This window comes from Clostridioides sp. GD02404 (assembly GCF_045898275.1).
Lineage (GTDB): Bacteria > Bacillota > Clostridia > Peptostreptococcales > Peptostreptococcaceae > Clostridioides > Clostridioides difficile_A.
The window spans coordinates 112,957-133,824 of the sequence record NZ_JBJOCA010000006.1 but is presented as its reverse complement, the minus strand read 5'-3'; the positions used below and the strand labels follow the sequence as shown (position 1 = coordinate 133,824).

The window sequence follows — 20,868 nt, the reverse complement described above, 5'->3', positions numbered from 1 at the left end:
ATAGTGATTCTTTTTAATTATTTTTATTCAAAATCTTCTAAGAAAGAATGTTTCTCCCCATTTTGTTGCCAACCAAGTATTGAATCAAGATTTACATTTTCTGCTGCCTTAAATATAGATTTCTCTACATTTTTAAAATTTGGCTCTAAACTTTTTATTAAGTCTTTTATTTCATATCTCTTGTTTCCTGTTTTTTTAGCTGCAACCATACATGCACAATTTAGTGGCCATATACCACTATTTTGAATAAATCTTATAATATGCTCTTCTCTTATATAATAAAGTGGTCTTATGATTTTTATACCTTCAAAATTAGTAGAATTAAGTTTAGGAAGCATTGTTTTAAAATTACCAGCACACAATAAATTAAGCATTGTTGTCTCTATTACATCATCATAATGATGACCTAATGCAAGCTTATTACATCCTAACTCTTCTGCCTTTGAATATAATGCTCCTCTTCTCATTCTTGCACACATATAACATGGATAATCTTTTGCTATTTCATCTGCGATTTCAAATATTCTTGAATCAAATAAATGTATTGGTATATTTAGGTACTCACAATTATCTATAAGTAATTGTCTTATATTTGCATGATATCCAGGGTCCATAGCAATAAACTCAACATCGAAATTAACTTGTCCATGTCTTTTTAACTCCTGAAACATTTTAGCCATAAGGATACTGTCTTTTCCACCAGAAATTGCTACAGCTATCTTATCCCCTTCTTCAACTAATTTATAATCTCTTATTGCTTTCATAAACTTTGACCATAAATTTTTTCTATATTTTTTTATTATACTTTTTTCTATATCTCTTACTGGAAGTCTTTCCTCAAAAGGAACTATAATTTCACAGCCTTTTCCTGATAGCTCACTCATTTAATCACCTCATATATTTATGTTAATAATATTTTACAAAAAAGTCTACCTTCATCTATAAAATACTATAATTTTCACTTTAATTTCAGCAAATAATTTATAATTTTCAATAACACATAAACTTATAATAACATAAATAACCTCTTTCTTTTATTATCTTTTTTATTTTTCTCATTTAATATTTTATTATGAGTAACGATTTTTAAATGACTGAATATTATACACTAGATAGACTTACCTATCTATTCACAACAAGGAGGTTTTCAACTTGGAAAATAAGACTAGAGATATCAAAAAAAATTGTGGTCCATCTTTGGCTAGACCATACATTAATAATCAAATTTTCACAGAAATGTACTGCCTTTCTGATGCATTAAAATTTGGAACTATATTCCCAGAACTAAACTTATTAGAATCTGAAATGTACAACAAAGAATTATATGCTAAGCCAAAAAAATTTAGAGGAGGTAGAAGATAATGAAAGATTCATCTAGAGCTGAACTTATGAGAAAAATTCAGGAGACATCTTTTGCATGTGTTGATATGAACTTATATTTAGACAATCATCCCGATGATAAAAATGCTATCAACACTTACAATTCATTATGTAACCAATTTGCGCAAGCTAGATATGCTTACGAAAATAAATATGGTCCTTTAACTAACTTTGGGTATGCTCCAAGTAGATGCCCTTGGCAATGGGCTGACCAACCTTGGCCTTGGGACAGAGAATTTAATTATTAGACATCAAGTATTGGAGGATTGAAAATTCATGTGGATATATCAGAAAACTATACAACACCCAGTTAATATAAAAACTTGCGACCCTAGAATGGCTAAATTTCTTATAACTCAATTTGGGGGACCAAATGGAGAACTTGCTGCATCTTTAAGATATTTAAGCCAAAGATATACAATGCCTACTGGCAATATGCGTGCACTTTTAACAGACATTGGTACAGAAGAATTAGCTCATGTTGAGCTTATATGTACTATGGTTTATCAGTTGACTTCTGATGCAAGTCCAGAAGAATTAAAAGCTGCAGGTCTTGGTTCAAACTATGCACAAAATGGATATGGAATTTATCCAACAGATTCAAATGGTGTTCCATTTGATGTAAGACCTATAGCCGTTATGTCAAATCCTGTAACTGATTTACATGAAAATATGGCTGCTGAACAAAAAGCACTTGCGACTTATTATCAACTTATAAATCTAACAGATGATGTTGATGTTATAGATGTACTAAAATTCTTAGGTCAAAGAGAAATAATTCACTATCAAAGATTTGGTGAAGCTTTAATGGATGCTTACGACTTAGAAGAAAACCAAAAAATGTTCTAAAATTTTTATTTATATAAACTAATATTATTTGATAATTTATAATTTACTGTTGTTATTAAAATTTACAAAATAACATAAATCCAGTTTATTTTCTATAAATTGAAGAAGGTAAAGAAAAAAGCAGGTACTAATTAAATAGTAATATAGAATGTAATCTATAACACTATTAATATTGTACCTGCTTTTTTATTATAAGCAATAAAGAAAAATCTATTGATTAAGTTCTATAATAAAAAATTATTATAAAACTCTTCTTGCGTTTACATATCTACTTGAATAGTAACTACTATTTATATTAGATATTGTTACCTTTTTCGATGAACCTGAAGATGCATGTATCATATCTCCATTTCCCATGTATATTCCAACGTGACTTACAGAACCATTATTTGACCCTTGTGTATCAAAGAATATTAAGTCTCCACTTCTAAGGTCTCCTCTGTTTACATATGTTCCATACTTACTTTGGTCTCTAGATACTCTTGGTATGCTAACACCTGCTGATTTTTTCATAACGTATTGTGTGAATCCTGAACAGTCAAAACTATTTGGACCTTCTGCTCCCCATACATATGGTTTTCCAAGTAGTGTCTTTGCAAAACTTATTACACTATCAGCTCCCTGACTTGGAGTGTTAGTTGAATCAGATGGAGTTGAAGTATCAACAGAACCTTTTTCAGCAAGATATTGACTTGATACATATCCTGTTTGATTGTCATGATTTACCTTTGTCCATCCTCCATCTTCAGAAATACTTCCAACTTCAGTTCCATAGCTTAATGTTGCTACTTTAGAATGACCTGTACCTGGCCCCGTTCTAAGGTTTAATGATTTTGCTGTTACAACCTTTGTGTCCTTTACAAGGTCATTTGAACTACTTCCAGAATTTCCATTCGTAGATTCATTTATGCTAGTTCCTAAATATTTGCTTGAAACATAACCCACTCTACCATTAGAACTTATTTTTGACCACCCATTTGACTCAGATATGTATCCAACTTCAGTTCCGTATCCTAACGTAGATATTTTAGAACTACTTGTACTTGGTCCTGTTCTAAAATTTAATCCTTTGGCTGTAACAACTTTTGTTGACTTAACTGAAGCATCACTACTTTCATTACTATTCCCAAGGTTATTTATTCCTACATAATTTGCATGTACATAACCTGTGTTTCCATTATATTTAACTTTTGCCCAAGAACCATCTTTTCCTACATACTCAACTTTATCACCTTTGTAAAGTTTTCCCATTGATTCATGGTTTGTACTTGGTCCTTTTCTAAAATTTACTGCATTCCCTGTTATTGTTCTACTTTCTATACTTACACTCTCTACTCCAGATTCATCGGCATATGCTAAATTCCCCATTGTAGGCATTATTATCGCAGTTGCCATTATACTGGCTGCTATTCTCTTTTGATTAAAATTCATAACTTTCCACTCATCTCCTCTTTTCTAGTAACTTTATTTAATTTTTAAATATAAAAGAAATAATTGACACTCTATTGAAATATCAATTATTTCTTTTATATTAATATTATTACAAATTTGTAACTATTTGTCTATAGCAATATTTATTTACCACAAATTACCATAAATGAATTTTAATTATTAACAGTCTGTAATTCAGCAATATAGCCATCTTTTACCTTTTTAAAAGATGGCTATATTTTTTAACTTTTTTGTAACTTTTTAAAAACCTGTTGAACCAAATCCACCTTTTCCTCTTTCAGAATCACTTAATTCTTTCACTTCTTCTATGTTGATATCATAGATAGGTTTCACTATCATTTGAGCAATTTTCATATGTTTCTCAACTTTAAAATCATTTTTCCCATGATTTATTAATATAATTTTAAGCTCTCCTCTATATCCTTCATCAATAGTTCCTGGTGTGTTTAACACAGTAATAGAATGTTTTAAAGCAAGTCCACTTCTAGGTCTTACCTGTGCTTCTGTCATAGCAGGAAGCTCTATACATATACCAGTTTTAATAAGTTTAGTCTCCCCAGAAGGTATTACAACCTCTTCTATAGAATACAAATCCATACCAGCATCACCCTTGTGAGCAAAATTAGGTATTATAGCATCATCATTTAATTTTTTTACTTTCAAATTATACATTTTATATCTCCTTTCAACTTTCTATAAATATTATAACTTAAATTTCGACCTCTTGAAGTTTTTTATTTTTTTGTGGTAATATAATTATTAGTGTTTTAAAGGAGGATTTTTTATGAAACTTGTACTTGCTGAGAAACCATCTGTTGCAAAAACTATAGCATCCTTTCTAGGTGCAAAGACTAGACAAGATGGTTACTTTGAAGGAAATGATTATATAATTACTTATGCAGTTGGGCACTTAGTATCATTATATGATATGAAGGATTATGATAAAGATAAATATTCTGGTTCTTGGAAAATGAATAATTTTCCATTTGTTCCTGAAGATAAGTTTAAATTTAAGATTGATAGTTCTAAAACCAAACAATTTAATACTGTAAAAAAGCTCTTGAATAGAAAAGATGTAGAATACATAATAAATGCTACTGATAATGACCGAGAAGGAGAACTCATAGCATTTCTGATATTTTTACTTGCAAACAATAAAAAACCAGTAAAAAGAATCTTAGTAAATGAATGGACACCAGAAGACATTACAAGAGGTATAAAAAACTTAAAAGATGAAGATGAAATGAGAAATCTTCAAGCAGCTGGATATACAAGACTTATCACTGATTGGTTGATTGGAATAAATTTCACTTCTGTTGCTACATTGAAATATGGAAATGGAAAATTATTAAATATAGGTAGAGTAATTCTTCCAACAGTTAAATTAGTCTATGATAGAGATATGGAAATACTAAATTTTGTTCCTAAAACTTATTACGAAATCGAAGGTCATTTTAAAGCTGAAGCTGGTGAGTATAAAGGTAAGTATGTTAAGGGCAAAGAAAGTAAATTTGATACACTTGAAGATGCAAATAAAATTATAGCTTCAATTACATCTGAAACAGGTAAAATACTAGATAAAAAAGTTACTATGTCAAAAGAATATGCACCCAAACTTTTTAGTTTGACATCACTTCAAGGATATATAACTTCTAAGTATTCTAATTTTACATCTGACAAGGTTTTAAATGTCTGTCAATCTCTTTATGAAGGTAATGGTAAGGGTGGATATATAACTTATCCTAGAACTGATTCTATTTTTTTAGAAGAAAGCTTAACTTCAAAGGTATCTCAAACCTTAGACAAATTAAAGGTTGGTCTTGAATATGAAAATAAAATTAAATTTTCCAAGACTAAAAGAGTCTTTGATTCTTCTAAAGTAGATTCACATAGTGCTATAATCCCTACTTATATAATTCCAAAAAGCTTATCTAAAGATGAACAACTAGTTTATGATGCTATAAAAGATAGGTTTATAGCAAACTTTATGCCTCCTGCTGAATATGAGAATACAGAAATTAAGACAGAAGTAGATAATTGTACTTTCCTAACAAAAGGTAAAGTACTTAAATCAAAAGGATATCTTGAAGTATATAATAAGGAAGAAAAAAACGATTTACTTCCACTTGTAAATAAAGATGATAGTGTAGATGTCTTAGAAGTAAAACCATTAACTAAACAGACTAATCCTCCTAAACCATATACTGAAGACACTCTTCTAAAAGCCATGAAAAATTGTGGTAAAAACGTGCCTGAAGAAGATACAACAGTGTTATCAGGATATTCTATAGGGACATCAGCCACACGTGCTGATGTATTGAAGAAAATAAGCCAAGTTGGATATGTAAATAAAAAAGGAAAATCTTACTCTATAACAGACCTTGGAAAAAACTTAGTTGAAATTTTCCCTGTTAAAGACTTATTTGATGTAGACTATACTGGAAAACTTGAAAAAAGTTTGAGTGATATTCAAAAAGGAAAATACACTAGAAAAGAATATCTTACTAATATCATTAATTTTATATATCAAAATGTCAATATTATAAAACACGATACTTCAAAAAACATAAACACAGAAGCATATATTTTTGATTCAAAAACTAAAAAATTTACTAAAACAAAGGAAAAAAAGCAGAAAAAAGGTATAGCTAATTCCACAAAGGAAATTGCTGTGTCAAAAGATTCTGATGACAAAAATGAAAGTAAAAATAATGATGATAATCCATCTCTTGGTAAATGTCCTGTTTGTCAAGGTGATGTGCTTGAATTCGATAAAGGGTTTGCTTGTAAAAATCATAAAGAATGTAAATTTGTTATTTGGAAAAATGATAAGTACTTAAGTCTTTATAAAAAGAAAGTTAATAAAACAATGGTCAAAAACATTTTGAAAAAAGGTGAAACCAAGGTAAAGTCTTTAACTTCTAAAAATGGGAATAAGTTTGATGCCACATTAAAATACAATAAGAATCCAGATAATGGTTATTTTAGTTGGAAAATAGAGTTTGATAATTAAATAATACTCATAAAACAATAAATGTCAGTAGTATAATATATAATATTATGCTACTGACATTTATTGTTTTACAAAATTTTTCTTTTTTAATTATGACTTTCACAACTACATCTAACCTAATTTTTTTACTATTTCTGATAGCTTCAGTGTGTGTTCATCCAATAAAGTTAACTCTTCTTCAGAAAGATTTGATAGTTTCTTTACTAAAGACTCTTTAAGTATAGCTTTTACTGCATCAAACAATTTAAATGCCTTATCCGTTAATTCCACCCTAAGAATTCTTCTATCTTTTGGGTCAGGAAATTTATTCACTAAATCATGTTCTACCAACCTATCAATAATTGGTGTCATATTTGATTTTAATATTCCTAAATTAGAAGCTATTTGAGAAATTGATGATGAGTTCGATGTCATAAGATAAAGAATTACCTTCGCATGCGATGGAGCCATTGGACATTCTTCAAAATACGCTTTCATTATATCCGAGTTATTTTGAAATTTTTTTAACAAATCACTTTCTTTAAATATATTATTTTCAAGTACAAATAAGAAATCTAAGAAAGAGTCTGCTATTTTAAGTATATTATTGTTATCCATCTTTGTAACATCCCTTCAACAAATAATGTAATAAAACATTCGTTATTTATATAGTATAAATTATAAACTATTAATAAATTTAAAACAAGAAAAAGTTATTGACTCATAATAATTATAAATTTATAATCAAATTAGAGAATTATAAATTGCCAATAAAGGGAAGTTTTTTTATTAGCCTAAAACTAAACTTAAAATAAGACACTTTAAATTCTACAACAAGCTAGTGTGCAATATATAATAGGAGGAGATATGAAAAGATATTTAATAGTTTTCTTAATGTGTAGTTCACTGTTTTTAGTTGGATGTGGAAAAACAGAAGAACCTGAACCTGAGAAACCAATAGCAGTTTCTGTTCAAAAAGCAGTAGGGGGAGAAATTGAAAACACAAATGCTTTTTCAGGAACTACAAAGGTTAAAGATGAAACAGCTGTTACTGCACAGACTGTTGGCACAGTTCAAGAAGTTTATGTAAAACTTGGGCAAAATGTAAGAAAGGGAGATGAATTATTGAGTATAAGCAGTCCAGATCTAGAAAATAGTGTAAAACAAAGTAAAGCAGCATTAGATTTGGCTAAAGCAAGTTATTCAAGTGCAACTGGTGGTTCATTAGAATCACAAGTAAATCAAGCAAAGACAGCTCTTGATAATGCAAAGATTCAATATGATGAATCTCAAAGGAATTATGACAATAATAAGGTTCTTTATGAGCAGGAAGTAATTAGTTTAGACCAATTTAAAAAAATAGAATTTGCTTTAGAACAATCAAAACAACAACTAGATTCTGCTCAAAGATCATACGATACAGCAACTTCAAAGAGTATACCTCAAGCTAAAGCTCTTGCTAAAAAACAACTTGACCAAGCTCAAGTATCATATAATTTGGCAATGAGTAACTTAGATAAATTAACATTAACAGCTCCAGTAGATGGTACAATAACGGCTAAAAACTTTGATGCAAAAGAAATGATAACACAATCACAGCCAGCTTTTACTATTTCCAACCCTAACATATTAGAAGTTGACTTAAATGTAGCCGAATCAGACATAGGTAAATTTAAGAAGGATGGAAACGTAGAAGTTATAATTGAAGACCAGAGAATCTTAGGAAAAGTAGATTATGTACCTTCAGTAGTTGACCCACAGACATCTTTATATCCTGTTAAAGTGCTTGTTAATAATACAAACAATAAATTTAAAGCAGGAATGTCTGCTCAAGTAAATTTAAGTGTTGAAAAAGAAAATGGTGCTGTTACAGTACCTAAAAAGGCAATATTCGAAGAAAAAGGAAAGAAATATGTATACATAGCAAAGAAGGATAATATAGCAAAGAAAAAATTAGTTCAAACTGGAATTGTAACAGAGGATAAAATAGAAATCAAAAGTGGTGTAAGCGAAAAAGATACAGTGGTTATTGGGGGTATAAGTCTTATTTCTGATGGAACTAAGATATTTCCTGTAGAAAAGGAGAAATAGTATTATGAATTTTATACAAACTTCTGTTAAGCGTCCTCTCACAATCATAATGGTCTTCTTAGTATTAATAGTTTTTGGTGGTATTGGATATAAGAAAATGTCAATAAATCTAATGCCTGATATAGAAATACCTGTTGTAATGGTTATGACTACTTGGACAGGTGCTGGTCCTCAAGACGTTGATGAACAAGTTAGTCAAAAAGTTGATGAAAGTTTATCAGCTGTTTCAAACGTAAATACTACCATATCAAGTTCACAAGAAAGTGTTTCTATGGTAGTTGCTCAATTCGAGTTTGGAACCAATTTAGATGAAATAATGAACGATGTTAGGTCTAAAGTTGATGCATTACAGACTAGTCTTCCAGAGGATGCAGCTAAACCAACAGTTCTAAAATTAGATATGAATGCACAAGCCATAGGTCAGCTTGTTATATCTGGAGGAAATGAAAATAGTTCACAGGCATTAAGAAAATATGCTGAGGATGTGATTCAACCTAAAATAGAATCTATAGATGGTGTAACTTCAGCAGACCTTAAAGGTGGAGAAAAAGCACAAGTCAATGTAATAGCTGACCCAGCTGTTCTTTCAAATTATGGAGTTAGTTTATCAACTATAAAGGGTATCTTATCATCTAGTAATAAAACATATCCTTATGGGTCAATTACTCAAGGTGAAGATAAAATAGTTTTAAGAGCAATTGATAAACTTGAATCTTTAGATGATATAAAACAGCTTCAAATTCCTGTAAAAGGTGGAAATACAGTTAGATTAGATAACCTTTGTAGTGTAGATTATGGATATGCAGACAAAGACAGTATTTATAGATATAATGGAAAAGACAGTTTGGTAATAGATATTTCTAAACAACAGGATGCCAATACTGTAAAAGTTATGCAAAATGCATATAAATATGTAGATGAATTAAATAAAGAAAATCCTCAATTTAAAATTAAAATTGCTAACGATACAAGTGAGTACATAAGTGAATCAATAAATAGTGTAATGAGCAACTTGCTTATAAGTGCTGTTATTGCCTTTGTGGTAATCTTTGCTTTCTTAAAAAGTGTAAGAGCTTCACTAGTTGTTGCCATAGCAATCCCAATTTCTATAATAGGTGCTATAGCAGTTCTATACTTTACAGGAGAAAGTTTAAACCTTATCACTGCAAGTTCCTTGGTAATTTCAGTTGGTATGGTTGTCGACAATGCTACAGTTGTAATTGAAAATATATTTAAATATAGGAAAAGTGGTCGCATGAGTATTGATGATTGTGCTATTGAGGGTACAAGAACTGTAACCAATGCCATACTTGCATCAACATTGACTACTATAGCAATATTTTTACCTATTATGTTTACAGAAGGTATAGCTAAAATAACCTTTGGAGCATTAGGTAAAACACTTATAGCTTCTCTAGCCTTCTCTTTCATAGGCGCAATTACTCTTGTTCCTAGTGTATTCGCAAAATTAAGTAGAGGTAAGAATAGCGAAAAAATGAAAGAAAAAGATAGCCCTATATTTGATAAAGTAAGTGAAGGGTATAAAAAATTACTAAGTGTATGCTTAAGACACCAACGCTTAGTAGTAATAGCAAGTTTACTTATTTTTATAGCTTCTCTATTTGGAATGAGCTTTATAGGTATGGACTTTATGCCTGCTGCAGACAAAGGGGCATTGGCGATTTCTATAGAACTTCCAAAGGGTCTTAGTCTAGAATCTAATGACTACTATGTATCTATGACTGAGAAAAAAGTTTCAGATATCCCAGAAGTTAAAACTTTAATAACAACTTTAACATCAGATTCAAATAATAATACAGCAAATATAGCAATTGAATTAGAATCTCAAAAAAATAGAAAGAGAACTACTGATGAGATAGAAAAAGAAATAATTGATAGAGTTGCCACTGTCCCAGACTGTAAAATAAATGTAAGTCAAAATAGTAGTGTCATGGGTGGAAGTACAGGGGCAGACTTTACATTAGAAATGAAAGGCCCTGATTTAGATGTATTAAAAATATTAGGAAAAGAAGCCGAAAAACAATTCAGCTCCATAAAAGGATTTAGAAATGTTAAGACTTCTCTTACAGATACAACACAAGAAGCTCAATTTACTATAGACAAACATAAAGCTCAAGAGTATGGTGTAAATACTGCCGAAATTGCAGGATTACTACGTACAGCAATAAATGGTGATTCAGTCACTACTGCTACTATTGATGACTATAAAGTGGATGTAAATTTAAAATTTAAAGCAGACAGTATTGACAATCTGGAAGATATAAAACAATTAAAAGTAAACTCTGCAACTGGAAAAGAAGTTCCTCTTGGTGCTTTTTCAGATATAAAAATGGCAGATGGTCTACAATCTATATCTAGGACTGATGGAGATTTCTCTGTAAATATAACTGCTACACTTGATAATGTAGATGCTGGTACTGCTACTAAACTAGCACTAGAAAAAACTAACAAGATGGTAATTCCTAAAGATTACTCTATTGGTGTTGGTGGAGAAACAGAGATGATGAACGAATCTATGGCAAGTCTTGGATTCTCAATGGTTATAGCCATAGCATTAGTTTATATGGTAATGGTAGCTCAGTTTGAATCATTTAGTAAACCATTTATAATCATGTTCTGTGTTCCATTTGCATTTGTTGGAGTTGTACTTTCTCTCCTAGTCAGTGGGCAAAGTTTGAGTACTGTAGGTATGTTAGGTATAATCTTACTTATAGGTATAGTTGTTAACAACGGTATAGTTCTTATTGACTACATAGAACAACTTAGAAAAACAAATCGTAGCAATGATTTAATTGGATTGGTTTCTATTGGTTGTGCAGCAAGATTAAGACCAGTTCTAATGACAACAGCAACAACAATTTTAGGTATGTTACCAACAGCACTATCTCTTGGTGAAGGCGGAGAAACAATGCAACCACTAGCAATAGTTATAATGGGAGGTCTGACTGTATCTACACTTATAACTTTGGTACTTATACCTACCATATACTTGATGTTTGATAGATGGGAAGATAAGTTTTCAGACAAAATGCCTAAAATATTTGGTAAAATAACAGATAAAATAGGTGATATAAAAAGAAAAATAATAAAGAAACCAAAATTGAAAGCTAAAGTTTAAATAGAATGGAGGGTGATTGTATTGAATAAGAAAGTTAGTAAAATAGTTGCAATCGGATGTGGTATTGGTATAATAACAGCTAATCTAATGCCAGTTTATGCAAATGATAATACTTCTTCTATAAATAAGGTTGATAACTCTATCATGAATGACTCAACTAAAAGAACATCTGAAAAGGAAATTTTGACTGCTAGAGAAGCTGTCAGTGCAGCACTTAAAAATAGTGATAAATTAAAGATGAAATCAGAAGAAATAAAAATGTTAAAAGAAAAGTTAGAAGTACAAGATGAGTTTGATAGTTTTACTGGAAGTGATAATGCATTTCCATACGACCAAATTGGACTTCTTAAAAATCAAAGTGAGCAAGCTAAGGGATTTATGGAAGACCAAATAGCCAATGATATTACTAATAAATACAATGATTTAGTCTCAAGAGAAAATGAGTTGGATAAAATAAAAAACAATCTTGAAATCAAAACTAAAGAAATTAAAGATATGAAATTAAAAAAAGAATTAGGTTTAGTAACATCATTGGAAACTGAGTCAGCTGAACTTGAACTTCAGACACTACAAAATACTCAAAAATCTAAGCTTCAAGAATTAAAAAATAATCAAGACTATTTCAAATTGTTAACTAATATAGATTTAAATAATTATCAATTGGATAAGGAATATAGATTTGAATCTTTTAGAGTTGGTGGCTCAGTCGATTCATATATGGAAGGTAAGGTTAATGAATACTTAAAGTACGACCAATTGATTTTAGAACGTACTGAAGAAAGTTTTAATGATAAGGATGAGAATAAAGCAGATTTACCAGATAGACCTAATCTTACAAGACCAGTTGCACCTACAAAACCAGAACAAAATGGTTTACCTGATGATGAATATAAGGTTCTTATGGATAAGTATAAAAAAGATTATGAGCAATATGAAAAAGAAGTTGAGGCATACAATCTTGAAAGACAGACTTATGCTGCTGGGCTTACTACATATGCAAATTATCTTCAACAAAAATACAATACTGAAAATGGTCTAGTGACATTAGAAGACAGTAAAAAAGCTCTAAAAAAAGGCTTAATTGACAGTTATGCTCAATTACTTGCTTTAGAAGATACAATTGAAATTACTAAAAAGCAACTTGAATTATCAGAAAAACAAGTGAAAAATACTAAATTAAGATATGATTTAGGATTAATTACTCTAACTGATTATAAAAAACAAGTAGTAAGTAATGAAGATGCTAAAAATAGCTATGACACGCTTATTGTAAACTATAACTCACTAAAAAATGGTATAGAAAAGCCTTGGATACTTAGTACTGGAAATAATACTGGTAAATAGAAAGTATTAAATAACTTTCACAAAGTTGTTTAATAAAAATATATAGAAAATTGATTTATTATTAAATAAAAGACTGTAGATATATTTATATAGAAACAAATATATCTACAGTCTTCTTAGTATACAATTTATAAATTTATTTTATATAAATCTACTTAATTCTCTATATTCAATATTTCAATTTCATATCAAATAATTTTCATTTTAAATCATTATAACTTTTCTAAGTTCCATATGACATAGTCATTTTACCTAGAGCTTATATCTATGTAAGTCTTTATTATAATAAAATAATTGACAGTTAGAAAAATAAAACTATTTTGAAACCTGGAATCCATATTTTAAAGGGTCATCATTGTCAATAATATAAGTAGATACTCCTGTTATATAAGCACTTCCTGTAATTTTAGGTATTACTGCAGAATAATCTCCAGCCTTTGCTTCTTCCTTAATTACACCTGTAAATGTAGTACCAATAAAGCTTTCATATATAAAAGGCTCTCCAATACCAATTTTACCTCTTTTATAAAGAGTTGCGAGTTTAGCGCTAGTACCAGTTCCACATGGAGAACGGTCTGCCATATAATCACCAAATATTACAACATTTCTCATGTCACATCCAGGTGTTGAAGTAGGACAATACAATTCAGCAAGGTCAACAGAAGTAATATCACATTCAGGATGTTGTATTTCGTTTTCTTGGTTAGCATGTTCAATTAATTTCATACCAAAATCAGTTAGAAATGGAATATTTTCAGGTGTTACATCCATACCAAATTGTGTAACATCACACAATGCGAAGAAACTTCCTCCAAATGAAATATCATATGTAATCTCTTTTCCATCAATATTAGTTGTTAAGTTTTCCTTATACAAAAATGCAGGTACATTTGTTAGTGTTACATTTACAACTTTACCATCTTTTACTTCTGCTTTTGTACGTATTAGACCAGCAGGTGCATCTAAAACAACTTCTGTATATGGCTCTTTTGCTTCTACAAGTCTAGCTTCTATAATCGCAGTAACTGTTCCAATAGTTCCATGCCCACACATATTCAAATATCCACCAGTATCCATATATATAACTCCATAATCTGCTTCTGAATGGATTGGTTCAGTAACAATAGAGCCAAACATATCATGATGTCCACGAGGTTCAAACATTAATGCCTTACGATACTGGTCACAATTCTCTTCCAAATATTTTTTCTTTTCAATCATTGTATTTCCTGGCAATTTTGGAAATCCAGATAATACAACACGTGTAAATTCTCCAACTGTATGTGTATCAACAGCAGTAAAACATTTTTCGTAAATACTAAGATTTACATTTGGTTTTAGTTCCATTTTGGAAACCCCCTTAATATTATGTAATATAGTTATGTAACTTTATTTTATAACTTTATTTTTAAATTGTCAACTCAGAGAACTGGAAAAGATTAAGAAAATATGATATCGTATATTTAAACAAAAGTAACGACTAATGGAATATAACAAGAAAGGAAATGTAATCTATGGGAAATAGAGAGAAACAGTTGAAAAATGCTTCAATGCCATCAGACTTAAAATATTTAAATCGGAAACGAATACTTGATATCATCAGAAATACAACGGAAGTATCAGTCAATGATATTAGTGAAGCGACCAAAATCAGTCGTCCTACAGTGAAAAAAGCTATTCAGAGTTTTGAAGAAATAGGGCTTTTGGTCTCAGCAGGTAAAGGCAGTTCTACAAATATTGGTGGAAAACGCCCAGAATTATATTCGTTTTCTTGTAATAAAAGGATATTGTGTATCTCTCTTGAAGAGAGCTATATTCATTTTGCAATTTTGACTATGAAAAATGAATGTGTCTTAGAAATAGAAATTCCTGCTACTTACAACAATACATTAGACACATTTCAGAAAGAATTAGCAATTCATATTGAAGATATTCTAGTAAATGCAGAAGTCTCTCATGATGAATTATATGGCATAAGCTTTGCAATCGCTGGATTCGTAGACCAAAAATATGGTATTGTCAGATTTTTTATGATGGCTCCACATTGGGGAAGAAATATCAATATAAAAGAATGGCTTGAGAAATTGTATCCAAAACAGGAGATTATAGTAGAAAACCTAGTTAGAATGGCTGGAAATGCGCTTCTTCTTGAGGAAGAATTTCGTAATAAAAGGACAGTTGTCATGTATGCAGAGGCAGGAATTTCTTCATGCTACATTGATAATGTTGTACTTACTGGTAGAAATGCTCTTATTGGAGAAATCGGACATATGACTGTTGATTACAGTGATGAAGAGATTTGTTCCTGTGGAAGTAAGGGATGCTTTGAACGTATGGTTAGTGCTGAAAGAATTCGCCATAGGTTAAAGAAAAATTCAATGAAACTTTTAAAGTCTTCTATAAATCAATGGATAGAATCTAAAGATTTAATTCGACATGTGTTTGAAGAGGCAGACAATGGAGATGAACTGTCAATGATAGAGGTTGGTTATCTGGCAGAAATGTTCTCATTAATGTTGAAAAATGTAGCAATCAATTTTGACCCAGAAATTGTAGTCCTCCTTGGACAATATGCTTATGCAGGAGACTATTTTAAGATTAAATTGAAAGAAGATCGAAAAAAAGCTCGATTCTTCCCAGAAGAAACTGCATCTGTAATATATTATGATATACGACCATTAAGAGAACTCCAAAAAGCTGGTGGATATCAGGTATTAACACAAAAATTCTTTGAAAATCCCATATTTTATAAAGGTAATATTAAGGAAAATGAAGAGTAATCAAAAGCTTATGATTTTATAGAGCCATCCAAAATGGATGGCTCAAAAGTTTAACTCTGAATTTAATTATCTTTTATCAAATGTCTCATCTATTTTACATCTTACCATGTTAACAAATTCAGAAATATTATATCCTTTCAGTTTGCATCCACATTTAGGACAATAATCTAGTCTCCTAGATACCAAAGCCCTACAACTAGGCTCTGGGCATCTCATTTTTAAACTTTCCTCTGCTACTTTAAATCCACATCGTGGGCATATACTACCTGGACGTGATGATACTTCCTTTCCACATTTAGGACACTTTGTCAACTTTATCCCCTCCAGTAAACTCAATTTAATTATTAGTTAAAATTTCTCTCTACAATAATATATGCAATACAATTAAATACGTTTCACCTTAAGTTATATAAGTTATCTTTTTATAATAAAATAAAAATCCCCTATACTTAACTTACAAATAATTTATTTGATACATTAAATATATAGGGGATATTACTTTAATTATATAATTTTACAGTATATTACTATCTAGGATTTTTTATAGATGCCTGAGCTGCTGCAAGTCTAGCAATTGGCACTCTAAATGGTGAACAAGATACATAGTTAAGTCCTACATTATAACAGAACTCTACTGAAGATGGTTCTCCACCATGCTCTCCACATATTCCTAGTTTTAATTCTGGTTTAACTTCTCTACCTAACTTAGCTCCCATCTTAACTAATTTACCAACACCATTTTGGTCTAGTACTTGGAATGGGTCTTTTTCTAATATTTCTTCATCTACATATTGACCTAAGAATTTACCAGCATCATCTCTTGAATATCCAAATGCCATTTGAGTTAAGTCATTAGTACCAAAGCTGAAGAAGTCTGCCTCTTGTGCTATTTCATCAGCAGTTAAACAAGCTCTAGGTATTTCTATCATAGTACCTACAGTATAAGGAACTTCTACACCTTCTTCTTTTATTATAGCATCAACAGTATCTACTATCATTTTTCTTATTATCTTTAACTCATTTACTTCTCCAACTAATGGAACCATTATCTCTGGAGAAACTTTAACACCTGCTCTTATTGCCGCTATAGCTCCTTGTATTATAGCTTTAGATTGCATTACACATATTTCAGGATAAGTTATTGCAAGTCTACAACCTCTGTGTCCAAGCATTGGGTTAAATTCATCTAAATCAACTATTCTCTTCTTAATATCACTTACTTTTATACCCATAGATTTTGCAAGCTCTTCTATAGTCTCATCATCATGAGGTAAGAATTCATGTAGTGGTGGGTCTAGTAATCTTATATTAACTGGTTTTCCATCCATAACTTTAAATAACTCTACAAAATCTTCTCTTTGCATTGGTAATATTTTTTCAAGTGCTTTTTCTCTTTGCTCTACTGTATTAGATAATATCATTTCTCTAACTGCTGGTAATCTATCTTCATCAAAGAACATATGCTCAGTTCTACATAGACCTATACCTTCAGCACCAAACTCTATAGCTGCACGAGCATCTCTAGGATTATCTGCATTAGTTCTAACCATCATACACTTGTGTTTGTCTACCCACTTCATTAATTTCTCAAAGTTACCAGTTAAAGCTACTTCTGTTTTCTTAACATCTCCTAAGTAAACATTTCCTGTAGAACCATCTATAGAAATATATTCTCCTTCTTTTATAACTACATCATCAAGTGCTCTTATTTCTTTGTTAAATTCATCAACTTTTATTTCTCCACATCCAGCAACACAACATTTACCCATACCTCTAGCAACAACTGCTGCATGTGATGTCATTCCTCCTCTAGCTGTAAGGATTCCTTCAGCCTTAACCATACCTTCTATATCTTCTGGAGATGTCTCTAGTCTAACTAAAACTACTTTTTCTCCTTTTTCACTTGCTTTTACTACATCATCAGCATTGAAATAAACTTTACCACTTGCTGCACCTGGTGATGCTGGTAAACCTTTTGCTATAACTTTAGCTTCTTTTAATGCCTTATCTTCAAATTTTGGATGTAATAATTGGTCTAATTGATTAGGCTCAATCCTCATTATAGCTTCTTTTTCGTCTATTATTCCATCTTCAACTAAATCAACTGCTACAGCTATTGCTGCTGCTGCTGTTCTCTTACCATTTCTAGTTTGTAATATATATAATCTTTCATTTTCTATAGTAAACTCTATATCTTGCATATCTTTATAGTGACCTTCAAGTATATGAGTAATTTTTACGAATTCATCAAATACAGCTGGCATTACATCAGCAAGAGTTGATATATTTTGAGGAGTTCTTATACCTGCAACAACGTCTTCACCTTGTGCATTCATTAGGAATTCACCAAATAATTTATTTTCTCCTGTAGCTGGATTTCTAGTAAATGCAACACCTGTACCACTAGTTTCTCCCATGTTACCAAATACCATTGATTGGATGTTTACTGCTGTTCCTAAGTTATGAGCTATATCATTCAATTTACGGTATACGATTGCACGAGGGTTATTCCATGATCTAAATACAGCCTCTATAGCAAGCATTAATTGCTCTTTTGGGTCTTGTGGGAAATCACTTTTAATTTCTTTTTTGTATATTGCTTTAAACTCTTTTACTATTTCTTTTAAATCATCAGTTGTAAGCTCTGTGTCAACTGTATATCCTTTTGCTTCTTTTACTCTATCTAATACATTCTCAAATTTATATTTTGGAACTTCCATAGCAACATCAGAAAACATTTGTATGAATCTTCTGTAACTATCATATGCAAATCTTTCATTTTGTGTAGCTTCTGCTAGACCAACAACACTATTATCATTAAGACCTAGATTAAGAATTGTATCCATCATTCCTGGCATAGAAAATACTGCACCAGAACGAACTGATACTAATAATGGATTCTTATTGCATCCTAATGTTTTATTTAAGTCTTTTTCTAAAGTAGCTAAATGATTTTCTATTTCTTTTATTATCTCTGCTCTTATACTTTCATTGTTAACATAATAGTCATTACATGCTTCTGTTGTTATAGTGAATCCAGGAGGGACAGGTAAGCCTATCTTAGTCATTTCTGCTAAATTGGCACCTTTACCTCCTAGTAAAGATTTCATGTCTTTGCTTCCTTCACCAAAACTATAAACATACTTAGTTTCCATTGTTAAATCCCCCATTAATCTTTTTATTTTAATTTATATCATTTTTATTAATAGACATTATTAAATTTCTATTTCTTTGTATATCTTTAGACCATTTTCTTTCATTATATCTAAGATTATACCTGCTGTTTCTTCTATTGCCTTATTTGAAACATTTATTACTGGGCATCCTATTTTTTTCATTATTTCTTCTGAATAATCTAATTCCTGAAGTATTCTTTCTAGATTAGCATAGTTGGCTTTACTAGATAGACCTAAAGCTTTTAATCTTTGAGTTCTTATTTCATTAAGCTTTTCAGGTGAATTAGTAAGACCTATTATCTTCTTAGTATTTATCTCAAATACCTCTTTAGGAATTGGTATTTCTGGAACTAATGGAACATTAGCTACTTTTATATTTTTATTAGCCAAATACATACTCAAAGGAGTTTTAGATGTTCTTGAGATTCCCACTAAAATTATGTCTGCTTGAAGAACACCTCTAGGGTCTTTTCCATCATCATATTTTACTGCAAACTCTATAGCTTCAACTCTCTTAAAATAAGATTCATCTAATTTTCTAATTATACCAGCTTCTCTTTTAGGTTTTCTTCCTGTTCTCTTGCTTATTTCTCTTAAGATATCTGTCATAAGGTCTATACAACTAAGACCTTCTCTCTCACAATATCTTTCAACAATACTGCATAACTCTTCATCAACTAATGTATATACAATCAAAGCGTTTTCAGCTTTTGCATTCTCCAATGTTTCAAGTAGTACTCCTTTATTAATCATGTATGGGAATCTTTTTATTTCATAAGTTTCATTTACATAAAACTGAGACATACATGCTTTTGCAACTTGTTGTGCAGTCTCCCCTACTGAATCTGATACTGCATATATAATTAGGTTTTTCACCAGCATACCTCCTTAATTGTCAACTATTTCTAAGAATAGCTTAGTTATGTTGGTTTTTGATATTCTCCCAACAACTCTCATATGATTTTTGTCTTCTCCCTTATATTCAACAATTGGAATCGAATCTACTTCATGTTCTATTATTTTTCTTGAAGCTAATAAAACACTTGCTCCTTTAGTTAAAGTAACTACATTTGGAGTTCTTGTCATTATCATGCCTATTGGCATCTTATTTATATCAGAACCTCCTATTGTTGCTTTTAGCAAGTCTTTTCTGGAGACAACTCCACATAACTCTTCATTTTCATCTATAATAACTATACTCCCTACATCAGATAAAAACATAGTGACTATTACATCATATATACTTTCGTCCTTCTTAGCTAGTACAGGCATGCTCATTATATCTTCTACTGATTTTTCTTTTATACTTTTACCAATTAAATTAATTTCACTAACTCCTGAATAAAAATATCCAACTTTTGGTCTTGCGTCTAGTATTCCTGTCATTGTCAATATAGCTAAATCAGATCTAAGTGTAGCACGAGTCACATTCAAGCTGGAGGCAATACTTTCACTCGTTATTGGTTCATTTTCCTTAACTATATCTATAATTTTTAGTTGTCTTTCATTAAGCTGAATAATAATCACCTTCTTTCATTGTGCTATACTTTTTATCTTTTCGCATCTTATATAGTATATTATATAACTATATATACCATTCTGTAAACAGATTTTTTATTGAATACGATATATTTTTTTACTAAGTCCTCTTGCTTAAAGATATTT

17 protein-coding genes are annotated in these 20,868 nt (G+C 30.4%); 8 read left to right on the top strand and 9 right to left on the bottom strand.

Annotated features, from left to right (window positions below):
* Nucleotides 1-23: 23 nt before the first annotated feature.
* On the bottom strand, nt 24-884 hold the full coding sequence (locus tag Q3287_RS05825) for an ATP-binding protein (protein ID WP_021385277.1): 861 nt from the start codon (nt 882-884) through the stop codon (nt 24-26).
* A gap of 268 nt (nt 885-1,152) precedes the next feature.
* Here Q3287_RS05825 and Q3287_RS05820 point away from each other — a divergent pair, with 268 nt between their 5' ends.
* Genes Q3287_RS05820 through Q3287_RS05810 form a run of 3 tightly spaced genes read left to right on the top strand, consistent with a single transcriptional unit; the run spans nt 1,153 to nt 2,229 of the window.
* Nucleotides 1,153-1,362, top strand: coding sequence for a spore coat associated protein CotJA (locus tag Q3287_RS05820; protein WP_054270993.1), 210 nt, complete (start codon nt 1,153-1,155; stop codon nt 1,360-1,362).
* Entirely contained in the window at nt 1,362-1,628 is a 267-nt protein-coding gene (locus Q3287_RS05815) for a spore coat protein CotJB (RefSeq protein WP_003416729.1), read from the top strand. Before Q3287_RS05820 ends, Q3287_RS05815 begins: the two co-directional genes overlap by 1 nt.
* A 28-nt stretch (nt 1,629-1,656) precedes the next feature.
* Nucleotides 1,657-2,229: a manganese catalase family protein gene (locus Q3287_RS05810; RefSeq protein WP_054277158.1), complete on the top strand. Its 573-nt coding sequence runs from the start codon at nt 1,657-1,659 to the stop codon at nt 2,227-2,229.
* A gap of 240 nt (nt 2,230-2,469) precedes the next feature.
* On the opposite strand, the gene Q3287_RS05805 is transcribed toward Q3287_RS05810, so the two are convergent.
* On the bottom strand, nt 2,470-3,660 hold the full coding sequence (locus Q3287_RS05805) for an SH3 domain-containing protein (protein ID WP_054277159.1): 1,191 nt from the start codon (nt 3,658-3,660) through the stop codon (nt 2,470-2,472).
* Between the two features lie 261 nt (nt 3,661-3,921).
* Nucleotides 3,922-4,353, bottom strand: coding sequence for a dUTP diphosphatase (gene dut / locus Q3287_RS05800; protein WP_054271009.1), 432 nt, complete (start codon nt 4,351-4,353; stop codon nt 3,922-3,924).
* A 112-nt stretch (nt 4,354-4,465) separates the two neighbouring features.
* Here dut and Q3287_RS05795 point away from each other — a divergent pair, with 112 nt between their 5' ends.
* A complete protein-coding gene (locus Q3287_RS05795) occupies nt 4,466-6,694 on the top strand; it encodes a DNA topoisomerase (RefSeq protein WP_407963655.1) in 2,229 nt (742 codons plus the stop codon).
* A gap of 111 nt (nt 6,695-6,805) precedes the next feature.
* Here the strand turns inward: Q3287_RS05795 and Q3287_RS05790 are convergent, their stop codons facing one another.
* Nucleotides 6,806-7,291, bottom strand: coding sequence for a MarR family transcriptional regulator (locus Q3287_RS05790; RefSeq protein ID WP_196344328.1), 486 nt, complete (start codon nt 7,289-7,291; stop codon nt 6,806-6,808).
* Between the two features lie 249 nt (nt 7,292-7,540).
* Here Q3287_RS05790 and Q3287_RS05785 point away from each other — a divergent pair, with 249 nt between their 5' ends.
* From Q3287_RS05785 to Q3287_RS05775, 3 genes are read left to right on the top strand one after another with little or no spacing between them, the layout of a single operon-like run.
* Entirely contained in the window at nt 7,541-8,764 is a 1,224-nt protein-coding gene (locus tag Q3287_RS05785; RefSeq protein ID WP_054271012.1) for an efflux RND transporter periplasmic adaptor subunit, read from the top strand.
* Between the two features lie 4 nt (nt 8,765-8,768).
* Nucleotides 8,769-11,903, top strand: coding sequence for an efflux RND transporter permease subunit (locus tag Q3287_RS05780; RefSeq protein ID WP_407963654.1), 3,135 nt, complete (start codon nt 8,769-8,771; stop codon nt 11,901-11,903).
* Nucleotides 11,904-11,924: 21 nt separating this feature from the next.
* Complete coding sequence (locus Q3287_RS05775) at nt 11,925-13,247, top strand: TolC family protein (protein WP_407963653.1); 1,323 nt, start codon at nt 11,925-11,927, stop codon at nt 13,245-13,247.
* 315 nt (nt 13,248-13,562) lie between these two features.
* On the opposite strand, the gene Q3287_RS05770 is transcribed toward Q3287_RS05775, so the two are convergent.
* The gene (locus Q3287_RS05770; RefSeq protein ID WP_054277163.1) at nt 13,563-14,594 is read right to left on the bottom strand and encodes a proline racemase family protein; all 1,032 of its coding nucleotides are present in this window, start codon (nt 14,592-14,594) and stop codon (nt 13,563-13,565) included.
* A gap of 167 nt (nt 14,595-14,761) precedes the next feature.
* Here Q3287_RS05770 and Q3287_RS05765 point away from each other — a divergent pair, with 167 nt between their 5' ends.
* Nucleotides 14,762-16,027 carry an ROK family protein gene (locus Q3287_RS05765; protein ID WP_407963652.1) on the top strand — a complete coding sequence of 422 codons (1,266 nt, stop codon included), beginning with the start codon at nt 14,762-14,764 and terminating at the stop codon, nt 16,025-16,027.
* A gap of 66 nt (nt 16,028-16,093) precedes the next feature.
* On the opposite strand, the gene Q3287_RS05760 is transcribed toward Q3287_RS05765, so the two are convergent.
* The 4 genes from Q3287_RS05760 to Q3287_RS05745 all read right to left on the bottom strand — a co-directional run bounded on the left by Q3287_RS05760 (nt 16,094) and on the right by Q3287_RS05745 (nt 20,730).
* Nucleotides 16,094-16,339, bottom strand: a complete 246-nt coding sequence (locus tag Q3287_RS05760; RefSeq protein WP_054271017.1) for a hypothetical protein — start codon at nt 16,337-16,339, stop codon at nt 16,094-16,096.
* A 215-nt stretch (nt 16,340-16,554) separates the two neighbouring features.
* The gene (gene ppdK / locus Q3287_RS05755; RefSeq protein ID WP_407963651.1) at nt 16,555-19,182 is read right to left on the bottom strand and encodes a pyruvate, phosphate dikinase; all 2,628 of its coding nucleotides are present in this window, start codon (nt 19,180-19,182) and stop codon (nt 16,555-16,557) included.
* Between the two features lie 60 nt (nt 19,183-19,242).
* Nucleotides 19,243-20,085 (bottom strand): pyruvate, water dikinase regulatory protein, encoded by an 843-nt coding sequence (locus Q3287_RS05750; RefSeq protein WP_044213707.1) that lies wholly within the window; start codon nt 20,083-20,085, stop codon nt 19,243-19,245.
* Between the two features lie 6 nt (nt 20,086-20,091).
* On the bottom strand, nt 20,092-20,730 hold the full coding sequence (locus Q3287_RS05745) for a helix-turn-helix transcriptional regulator (RefSeq protein ID WP_054271019.1): 639 nt from the start codon (nt 20,728-20,730) through the stop codon (nt 20,092-20,094).
* Nucleotides 20,731-20,868 lie beyond the last annotated feature (138 nt).